Source organism: Micromonospora globispora, from assembly GCF_003857015.1.
GTDB classification, from domain to species: Bacteria; Actinomycetota; Actinomycetes; order Mycobacteriales; family Micromonosporaceae; genus Micromonospora; species Micromonospora globispora.
In genome coordinates this window covers 1-8,146 of record NZ_QGGF01000484.1, presented here as the reverse complement: position 1 = coordinate 8,146, position 8,146 = coordinate 1, and the positions used below count along the sequence as shown (strand labels likewise).

Sequence of the window (8,146 nt, the reverse complement as noted above, 5' to 3'; positions counted from 1 at the left end):
GCCGGCGCGCTGCGGCGGTGGCTCACCGACGCCGGGCTGCGCGACCGGCTGCGCCGGTCGGCCCGCGACCGGCGCAGCACCCTCACCGACTGGGCGGTCACCTCCGACCGACTGGCGGCGGCGTTGAAGGAGGCGACGGCGGCATGACCGATCCACTTCCGCCGGACTTCGCGGACTGGCTGCGACTCCGGGAGCCTGCCGACGCGGCGGCACGCTCCACCGAGCTGGTCGACGCGGTTCGCGACCGGCTGCCCGCCGCGCGACCGGTGGTCGTCCACGACCTGGGCAGCGGCACCGGCTCGATGGCCCGCTGGCTGGCGCCGCTGCTGCCCGGCCCGCAGCGCTGGATCCTGCACGACCGGGATGCCGACCTGCTGCACCGCGCCGCGGCCGACATGGTGGACGCCGCGGCCGACGGCAGCTCGGTCACCGTCGAGACCCGGCGCTCCGACATCACCCGGCTGACCGCGGCCGACCTGGCCGACGCCAGCCTGGTCACCGCCTCCGCGCTGCTCGACATGCTGACCGCCGACGAGATCGAGCGGGTGGTCACCGCCTGCGCCGGACGTCCGACGCTTTTCATGCTCTCCGTGATCGGGCGGGTGGAGTTCACCCCGGCCGACCCGCTCGACGCGGAGTTGGCCGAGGCGTTCAACGCGCACCAGCGGCGTACCGTCCACGGCCGGACCCTGCTCGGACCGGACGGGGTGCAGGCCACCAGCACAGCGTTCGCCCGGCACGGCATCGACGTCCAGGTCCGGTCCAGCCCGTGGCGGCTCGGCCCGGACCAGGCGGCGCTGACCGCCGAGTGGTTGACCGGATGGGTCGACGCCGCCTGCGAGCAGCGGCCGGAGCTGGCCGGCCCGGCCGGGGCGTACCGGCGGCGGAGGCTGGCCGAGGCGGCGGACGGCCGGCTGCGAGTGGTACTGCAGCACACCGACCTGCTGGCCGGAGGCTGAACCGGCCGGCGCCTCCGTACGTGAACCAGGTGGACGGACGGCCAGGGGAGGACGGTTGGCACAGGCGACGATCGCACCACTCGCGTCGGCCGCGGCCGCCCGGGCACCGTGGGCCGTCCTCCGGGCGCTCGCCGGCGCCGGCCTGCTCGCCGCCCTGGTCTGGTGGCTGGGTACCGGGCCGTTCCTCGCCGGGCTGCGCCTGATCGACGGCCCGGCGCTCGCCGCGGCCCTCGCCATCGGCCTGGTCACCACCGTCTGCTGCGCCTGGCGGTGGGCGCTGGTCGCCGGCGGCCTGGGCGTCCGGCTGCCGATCGGCACCGCGGTGGCGCACTGCTACCGAGCGGTCTTCCTCAACTCGACCCTGCCCGGCGGGGTGCTCGGCGACGTGCACCGCGCGGTGCGGCACGGGAGGGACGCCGGCGACGTCAGCCGCGGCATCCGCGCGGTGGTGTGGGAACGGACCGCCGGGCAGGTCGTCCAGCTCGTCGTCGCGGCGGTCGTCCTGCTGGCGCTCCCGTCGCCGGTCCGGCGGTACCTGCCGGCGGTGATCGCGGTACTGCTGGCCGCCGCGCTCGGCCTGACCCTGCTGGCCCGGGCGGTGCCCCGGTCCGGCCCGTCCCGGCGGGCCCGGGCACTGCGTACCGCCGTGACCGACGTCCGCGCCGCGCTGCTCGGCCGGCGTACCTGGCTCGGCGTGCTGCTGGCCTCCGCGGTGGTGGTGACCGGCCACCTGGCCACCTTCGTGGTGGCGGCGCGTACGGCCGGCGCCGACGTGCCGCTGTCCCGGCTGGTGCCGTTGACGTTGCTGTCCCTGCTGGCCATGGGACTGCCGGCCAACGTGGCCGGTTTCGGCCCGCGCGAGGGCGTGGCCGCCTGGGCGTTCGCCGCCGCCGGGCTGACCGCCGCGCAGGGGGTGGCCGCCGCCACCGTGTACGGCGCCCTGGTCCTCGTCGCCAGCCTGCCCGGGGCGGCCGTACTGCTCCTGTGCCGCTACCGCACACCGACGGGCGGCAGGAACGGCTGATCGCGCCTACGGTGGATCGAGGTCTGCCCTGCCGGCGCGTCCGGCAGCCCCGGACAGAGGAGAACTATGGACGTGGATGAAGCGCTGCCGGTGGCGACAGTTCGGAACGAGGTCACGGTCCCGCTGCGGTTCCCCGACGGATACGCCACCACCGCCCGGGTCTTCTCGTTCCGCGGCCTGGTGGACGGCCGGGAGCATCTCGCGTTCGGCCTCGGCGACTGGGCCGCCGCCGTGGACCGGCAGGCGATCGGCGCCCCACCCCTGGTCCGGCCGCACAGCGAGTGCCTGACCGGGGACGTCTTCGGCAGCCAGCGCTGCGACTGCGGGCCGCAACTGCGGGAGGCCGTCGAGCGGATCACGGAAGCCGGCGGGTTCCTGCTCTACCTGCGCCAGGAGGGCCGGGGCATCGGCCTGTACGCCAAGATCGACGCGTACGCCCTCCAGGACGCGGGCCTGGACACCTACGAGGCGAACCTGGCCCTGGGCCGGGGCGCCGACGAGCGGGACTACACGGTGGCCGCCCAGATGCTCGCCGCGCTCGGCGTGTCCCGGGTCGCCCTGTTCAGCAACAACCCGGACAAGGCCGCTCAGCTCGACCGGCTGGGCGTGACGGTGGCCGACCAGGTGACCACGGCCGTGCACCTGTCCCCGGCCAACGCCGGCTATCTCGCGGCGAAGGTAAGCCGTGCCGACCACGCCCTCGACCTCCCTCTCGTCCGTGACTGAGCGCCCGTACGTCCTGCTCAGTTGCGCGATGTCGATCGACGGCTACATCGACGACGCGTCGGCGGAGCGGCTGCTGCTCTCCAACGCCGAGGACCTCGACCGGGTCGACGCCGTCCGCGCCGGTTGCGACGCCATCATGGTCGGCGCCGGCACCGTGCGCCGGGACGACCCGCGGCTGCTGGTGCGCTCTGAGCGGCGCCGGGCCGAGCGGGTGGCGCGCGGGCTGCCGCCGTCGCCGCTCAAGGTGACCGTCACCGGCAGCGGTGACCTCGACCCGACGGCCCGCTTCTTCGCGATGGGGGACGGCGCGAAGCTGGTCTACTGCCCGACCACCGCACTGGAGAAGACCCGGGAACGCCTGGGTGACGTGGCCACCGTGGTGGACGCCGGTGAGCCGGTCGATCCGGAGGCGGTGCTGGCCGACCTGGCCGACCGGGGCGTACGCCGGCTGATGGTGGAGGGCGGCGGCACGGTGCACTGCCAGTTCCTCACCGCCGGTCTCGCCGACGAGCTGCACCTGGTGGTCGCGCCGTTCTTCGTCGGGGACTGCCGGGCGCCGCGCTTCGTCCGGGACGGCCGGTTCCCCTGGCATCCCGGCCGGCGGGCGCGGGTGCTGGAGGTACGCCAGATCGACGACGTGGTGCTGACCCGGTACGCCCTCTCCGACCGCTGCCCGTCGCCCTGACCGAGGTGCCGGCGCCGGCTGCGCCTGCCCCGCCCGGGCCTGAGGGATCGACGCGGATGTCCGGCAACGACCTTCTACCCGGGAAGTTGATCCTCGTAACGGGACAGTTCGCGCCGGCGGCGGCCGAGGGGATCAGAGCACCTGGGAGAGGAAGCGGCGCAGCCGCGGGTGCTCCGGCGAGGAGAAGATGGCGGCCGGCTCCCCGGCTTCGAGGACCACGCCGCGGTCCATGAAGGCCACTGTGTCGGCGACCTCGCGGGCGAAGCCCATCTCGTGGGTCACCACCACCATCGTCATGCCGGCGGCGGAGAGGTCCGCCATCACGCCGAGCACGTCCTTGACCAGCTCGGGGTCCAGCGCCGAGGTGGCCTCGTCGAAGAGCATCACCTGCGGCTGCAGGGCCAGGGCGCGGGCGATCGCCACCCGCTGCTGCTGGCCGCCGGAGAGGTGCGCGGGTCGGGCGTCCGCCTTCTCGGCCAGCCCGACCAGCTCCAGTTGGGTACGCGCGACCTGCGCCGCCTCGTCCTCGCCGAGCTTGCGGATCCGGCGCAGCGCCAGGGTGATGTTGCGCAGCACGCTCATGTGCGGGAAGAGGTTGAACTGCTGGAACACCATGCCGACCCGCTGGCGCAGCTGGTCCGGGTCGTCGTGCAGCACGCTGCGGCCGTCCAGCAGCACGTCCCCGCGGTCCGGCTCGATCAGCCGGTTGATGGTGCGCAGCAGGGTGGACTTCCCGGATCCGGACGGGCCGATCACGCAGGCCGTGCCGCCCCGGGCCACGTCCAGGTCCACGCCGCGCAGCACCCGGTTGGCGCCGAAGGCGAGGTGCACGTCGCGGACCGCCAGGCTGACCGAGGTGGCGGTCGTGGTGGTGCTCATCGCGGGTCCTTCCGTCCGGTCGTGGGCAGCGCGGTCTCGCCGGCCAGCGCCAGGCCGGCGTCATCGTCGGGGTCGACGGCGCCGGTCCGGCCCTGGCGCAGCCGGCGGTCGATCGCGTTGACCGCGTGGGTCAGCGGGATGGTCAGCGCCAGGTAGAAGAGGCCGGCCAGCAGCAGCGCCGACTCGTTGCCGGTGGTCGCGGCGTGGTCCTGGCCGATCCGGAACAGCTCCCGCTGGCTGGCCACCAGCCCGAGGAAGTAGACCAGGCTGGAGTCCTTGATCAGGGCGATCAGCTGGTTGACCCAGGCCGGCAGCACCCGGCGTACGCCCTGCGGGATGATGACCAGCCGCATCGCCTCGCCCCAGGAGAAGCCGAGCGCCCGGGCGCCCTCCATCTGGGCCGCCTCGACGCTCTGGATGCCGGAGCGGAAGATCTCCCCGATGTAGGCGGCGGCGATCAGCGACAGCGCGAGGATCCCCAGTGGATAGGGGTTCGGCCCCCACACCTGCATCCCGAGCGGCGCCAGGCCGACGCCGATCAGCAGGATCGTCGCCGCCGCCGGCAGACCCCGGAACACATCCGTGTAGACCCGTGCCGGCCAGCGCAACCATCGGGTACGCGAGATGCCGGCGACGGCCAGCAGCATGCCCAGCACCGAACCGAGCAGGGCGGCGGTGACCGCCAGGATCAGCGTGTTGGGCAACCCGACCGTCAGCATCTCCGGCAACGCCTGCCGCATGGAGTCCCAGTCGAAGAAGGTCTCCCAGAGAGTGCTCAGTGGATCCATGTCACCGTCCGCCCTGCTCGTGTCCGTTGCTTCGGGTCAGGAAGCCGCCGAGGCCGACGGCACGGGAACCGTGCCGCTGCCCGGCTTGAAGTCGGCCGGGATCGGCCGGCCCGGGTAATACTGCGCCTGCAGCTTGCTCCAGGTGCCGTCGGCGATCACCTCGTCGAGGCCCTTGTTCAGCGCCTCGCGCAGCTTGTCGTTCCCCTTGGCCACCGCGTACGCGGTCGGGGCGGGGCTGAGCTGCTTGGCCGCCACGGTGATCTTGCCGCCGCTGTCCCCGGCGGACTTGTCGCCGATCTCGGCCGGAGCGATCCAGGCGTCGGCGGTGCCGGCCTTGAGCTGGTTGATCGCGCCGTTGTAGTCGGGCACCCGCACCGGGTTGAGGTTCTCGCGGGTGGCGTAGTCGTCCTGGACGGTGCCCTGCACGACGACCACCCGCTTGCCGGCGAGCTGGTCGAAGCCGGTGATCGACGAGCCGGCCGGCACGTCGAGTCCGAAGTAGCCGAAGTCGTAGCCGTTGCCGAAGTCGACGGTCTTCTTCCGCGCCTCGGTGATGGTGATGGACGAGCTGCCCACGTCGAACTTGTGGTTGTTGACCTGCGAAAGCAGCGCGGAGAAGTCGGTGCCGACGAACTCCACCTTCAGGCCGACCTTGCCGGCCACCGCGGTGAGCAGGTCGTTGTCGAAGCCGGTGAACTTGCCGTCCTTCAGGTACACGTTCGGCGGCGCGTCGGTGAGCGTGCCGGCCCGCAGCACACCGGGCTGGAGCAGGCCGTACGGGTTGGCGGCCTCGCTGGTGGAGCCGTTGTCGCCGCAGGCGGTGAGGCCGGTGGCGGCGAGCACGGCGGCGGCGCCGAGCGCGGCGACGCGGGTCAGGGCGGGAAGGAATCGCACAGTTTTCTCCATGATCGGGCGGGCGGCGCGGGCGCACGCCGCCGACGGCAGCGCCCGGGGAGCGGGCGTGCCGGATGGGTGGATCGAGAAAGGGGTGGGGTGGCGCTCAGCGCGCGTCGGCGCGGCGACAGCCCGCGCTGCACACCCGCATCAGGTCGACGTGGCGGCGCTTGACGAGCGTGAAGCCGGTCAGCCGGGCGACGTCGTCGACGAGCGGGGCGCGGAGTTGAGCAGACATGGTTCCCTCTGGTCGGTGATGACCTGGGTACCAGGCCACGCTTGCACCGGGGGCTGCCGGTGCCTGGTCCTCACCCGGGGCACCCCACCGCGGAGGAGGGTTGCCGGCCAGCGAGCCGGGGCTTGGCGCTGGCGCTCATGACCTGCCGAGAAGGCTAGCAGCAGGGTGGCCCGGGCCGTCCAGCCGTTATGACCACCCTCACGCGCGCGCCTTACCGGCCCGCGGTTCGGGGCTGGTCAGGGGCGGCGTACCGGCGCCGGCCGGGCCCTCGCGCAGCTCGCGGACCAGGCGGTGGCCATTGCCCTCGGGGCGGGCGGGCATGATCGGCGCGTCCCGGCCGGTGCCGTGCCGGCTGCCCGCCGGGGACGACTTCTGCTCGTGGTAGTCCTGCTCGACGTTGACCGTCCAGACGTCGTGGCCGGCGTCGTGCGCGATGTTCTCCGCGGTCAGCATCGCGGTGAGCATCGAGTGGTCCTGGTTGTTGTAGCGGTGCATGCCGTTACGCCCGACCGGGTGCACGTTCGGCACCTCGCGGGCCAGCCAGTCCCGGATCACGTCGACGTTGTGCTGGTACCGCTCGTCGTACACCGGGTACGCCTTGGGCATCCGGACCACGTAGCCGGCCTCCACGCAGCCGGACCGGACCAGGCCGAGCCGCTCCAGTTCCTCGGTGGCGAGCGCGACCAGTTCCGCGTCCGGCCGGCGCCACATCTCGTCGTCCTCGAAGACGAAGTACTCCAGCCCCAGACAGGTGCGCCCGTCTTTGACCAGGTACGGCGACCAGGAGCCGAAGTTCTGGATCCGCCCCACCTTGGCGGCCGGGTCGTGCACATAGATCCAGTTGTCCGGGAAGGAGAACTCCTCGGGGACGACCAGCGCGACGGTCAGGAAGTCGCGGTACCGCAGGTCGTCAGCGGCGGCCCGCACCTCGGGCGGGGCGGCCGGGCGCATGGCGTGCACCAACGCGGAGATCGGCATCGACGACACCACGTGGTCCGCCGGCTCGGTCCGTTCCCCGTCCCCGTCGGCGACCGTCACGCCGGTCGCGCGGTGGGTCGCCGGGTCCCGGTGCACCGCGGTCACCCAGGTGCCGGTACGCACCGAACCGCCGAGCTTCTCCACCTGCTCGGTGCAGCGCTCCCACATCATTCCGGGGCCGAACTTCGGGTACTGGAACTCCTCGATCAGGCTGGTCACGTCCTTGCGGTTGCGCCGGGGGAGCAGCGCGTTGAGCACGGCCGTCGACAGCGACAGGTTCTTGATCCGCTGCGCGGCCCAGTCGGCCTGCAACTGGTCGGCCGGCATTCCCCATACCTTCTCGGTGTAGGTCTTGAAGAACTTCGAGTACAGCCGCCAGCCGAACCGGGCCGACACCCAGCCCTCGAAGTGCGACTGGTCCTTCGGTGGCCGCAGCCGCGCCCGTCCGTACGACCCGACGCAGCGCACCGCCTCCACGATGCCCAGGTTGCGCAGTGCGTTGCCGGCGTTGAGCGGGTAGTCGTAGAGCGCGCCCCGGTAGTAGATCCGGCTCATCCGCGGCCGCAGCAGGAAGTCCTCGTCGGGCAGGATCTCGTGCCAGAACGCCTCGACACGGGAGACCTTGGTGAAGAACCGGTGCCCGCCGATGTCGAACCGCCAGCCGTCCCGCTCGACGGTGCGGCTGATCCCGCCGACCACGTCGTCGGCCTCGTAGACGCGCACCCGCTCGCCGTGCCGGAGCAGCTCGTACGCCGCCGTCAGACCCGCTGGCCCCGCCCCGACGACCACGGTGCCGTTGTTGTCAGCCATGCTGCCCGAGCCCCCCGTCGCCAGCCTGTCGATGCGGCAGCGCCCTTACCCGCCCTGCGCACGAACTCACCTTCCGTCCCGGGGATTGTGCCCGGCACCGGGCCGTCCCGCTCACCCGGATGCGGCGGGCGGAACCGGCAGGTCAGGTGTCAACCGGCGCGGAAC

General features: G+C 73.0%; 9 protein-coding genes, 1 pseudogene and 1 riboswitch. Of the genes and pseudogenes, 5 read left to right on the top strand and 5 right to left on the bottom strand.

The genetic code is table 11. The features are described from left to right. From DKL51_RS36695 to DKL51_RS25950, 5 genes and pseudogenes are all read left to right on the top strand, one after another. Positions 1-147: pseudogene (locus tag DKL51_RS36695) on the top strand (glycosyltransferase family 1 protein); the annotation flags it as partial. Next, a complete protein-coding gene (locus tag DKL51_RS25965; RefSeq protein ID WP_109944753.1) occupies positions 144-959 on the top strand; it encodes a methyltransferase domain-containing protein in 816 nt (271 codons plus the stop codon). The pseudogene DKL51_RS36695 and the gene DKL51_RS25965, both read left to right, overlap by 4 nt. Positions 960-1,029: 70 nt before the next feature. Then, positions 1,030-1,983, top strand: a complete 954-nt coding sequence (locus DKL51_RS25960) for a lysylphosphatidylglycerol synthase domain-containing protein (protein ID WP_109944759.1) — start codon at positions 1,030-1,032, stop codon at positions 1,981-1,983. A gap of 66 nt (positions 1,984-2,049) precedes the next feature. Continuing rightward, a complete protein-coding gene (locus DKL51_RS25955) occupies positions 2,050-2,709 on the top strand; it encodes a GTP cyclohydrolase II (protein ID WP_165823102.1) in 660 nt (219 codons plus the stop codon). Then, positions 2,702-3,394 (top strand): RibD family protein, encoded by a 693-nt coding sequence (locus DKL51_RS25950; protein WP_109944754.1) that lies wholly within the window; start codon positions 2,702-2,704, stop codon positions 3,392-3,394. The genes DKL51_RS25955 and DKL51_RS25950 overlap by 8 nt, the downstream gene beginning before the upstream one ends. A 132-nt stretch (positions 3,395-3,526) precedes the next feature. Here the strand turns inward: DKL51_RS25950 and DKL51_RS25945 are convergent, their stop codons facing one another. The 5 genes from DKL51_RS25945 to DKL51_RS25930 all read right to left on the bottom strand — a co-directional run bounded on the left by DKL51_RS25945 (position 3,527) and on the right by DKL51_RS25930 (position 7,981). Then, on the bottom strand, positions 3,527-4,273 hold the full coding sequence (locus DKL51_RS25945) for an amino acid ABC transporter ATP-binding protein (RefSeq protein ID WP_109944755.1): 747 nt from the start codon (positions 4,271-4,273) through the stop codon (positions 3,527-3,529). Continuing rightward, entirely contained in the window at positions 4,270-5,061 is a 792-nt protein-coding gene (locus tag DKL51_RS25940; RefSeq protein WP_109944756.1) for an amino acid ABC transporter permease, read from the bottom strand. Before DKL51_RS25940 ends, DKL51_RS25945 begins: the two co-directional genes overlap by 4 nt. Before the next feature lie 36 nt (positions 5,062-5,097). Beyond that, positions 5,098-5,955: an ABC transporter substrate-binding protein gene (locus DKL51_RS25935; RefSeq protein ID WP_109944757.1), complete on the bottom strand. Its 858-nt coding sequence runs from the start codon at positions 5,953-5,955 to the stop codon at positions 5,098-5,100. Between the two features lie 106 nt (positions 5,956-6,061). Then, the gene (locus DKL51_RS36690) at positions 6,062-6,193 is read right to left on the bottom strand and encodes a putative leader peptide (RefSeq protein WP_260428676.1); all 132 of its coding nucleotides are present in this window, start codon (positions 6,191-6,193) and stop codon (positions 6,062-6,064) included. 32 nt (positions 6,194-6,225) lie between these two features. Further along, positions 6,226-6,336, bottom strand: a riboswitch (SAM riboswitch). Between the two features lie 55 nt (positions 6,337-6,391). Next, positions 6,392-7,981: an NAD(P)/FAD-dependent oxidoreductase gene (locus DKL51_RS25930; protein ID WP_109944758.1), complete on the bottom strand. Its 1,590-nt coding sequence runs from the start codon at positions 7,979-7,981 to the stop codon at positions 6,392-6,394. Positions 7,982-8,146 lie beyond the last annotated feature (165 nt).

Bases quoted from the DNA above. Each gene is read 5' to 3' on its own strand.
- DKL51_RS25965 (WP_109944753.1), top strand. From the start codon at position 144: ATGACCGATCCACTTCCGCCGGACTTCGCGGACTGGCTGCGACTCCGG.
- DKL51_RS25955 (WP_165823102.1), top strand. From the start codon at position 2,050: ATGGACGTGGATGAAGCGCTGCCGGTGGCGACAGTTCGGAACGAGGTC.
- DKL51_RS25945 (WP_109944755.1), bottom strand. From the start codon at position 4,273: ATGAGCACCACCACGACCGCCACCTCGGTCAGCCTGGCGGTCCGCGAC.
- DKL51_RS25940 (WP_109944756.1), bottom strand. From the start codon at position 5,061: ATGGATCCACTGAGCACTCTCTGGGAGACCTTCTTCGACTGGGACTCC.
- DKL51_RS36690 (WP_260428676.1), bottom strand. From the start codon at position 6,193: ATGTCTGCTCAACTCCGCGCCCCGCTCGTCGACGACGTCGCCCGGCTG.
- DKL51_RS25930 (WP_109944758.1), bottom strand. From the start codon at position 7,981: ATGGCTGACAACAACGGCACCGTGGTCGTCGGGGCGGGGCCAGCGGGT.